This window comes from Ancylomarina longa (assembly GCF_003996985.1).
GTDB classification, from domain to species: Bacteria; Bacteroidota; Bacteroidia; order Bacteroidales; family Marinifilaceae; genus Ancylomarina_A; species Ancylomarina_A longa.
The window spans coordinates 1-643 of the sequence record NZ_RJJX01000138.1 but is presented as its reverse complement, the minus strand read 5'-3'; the positions used below and the strand labels follow the sequence as shown (position 1 = coordinate 643).

Here is a 643-nt window from a genome sequence, read left to right as displayed (position 1 = left end):
CTCCCGCATTGCCRGCATCCAATGTGATGCTGCTGCCTGCACAGGTCTGCTGATCCGCTCCCAAATCTACGATTGAATTGGCATGAACAGTAACATTCACATCATCGCTGGCGGAACAGCCATTTCCATTGGTTACTGTTACAGAATAATTTCCTAATGTTGATACATTGATAGTCTGTGAGGTTTCTCCGGTACTCCATAAATATGTTGCTCCCGCATTGCCAGCATCCAATGTGATGCTGCTGCCTGCACAGGTCTGCTGATCCGCTCCCAAATCTACGATTGGATTGACATGAACAGTGACATTTACATCATCACTGGCGGAACAGCCATTGGTATTGGTTACAACAACGGAATAGTTGCCACTAATTGATGTGCTAATTGTTTGCGTAGTTTCTCCGGTACTCCATAAATATGTTGCTCCCGCATTGCCGGCATCTAAAGTAATGCTGCTGCCTGCACAGATCTGCTGATCGGCTCCCAAATCTACGATTGGATTGGCATGAACAGTAACATTCACATCATCGCTGGCGGAACAGCCATTGGTATTGGTTACAACAACGGAATAGTTACCACTRRTTGATGTRCTAATTGTTTGCGTAGTTTCTCCGGTACTCCATAAATATGTTGCTCCCGCATTGCC

General features: G+C 45.9%; 1 protein-coding gene. It reads right to left on the bottom strand.

The annotated features are described in order from the left end of the window. Nucleotides 1–643 (bottom strand): hypothetical protein (locus DLK05_RS17645; RefSeq protein WP_438830189.1); only part of this gene is annotated, 643 nt, incomplete at both ends.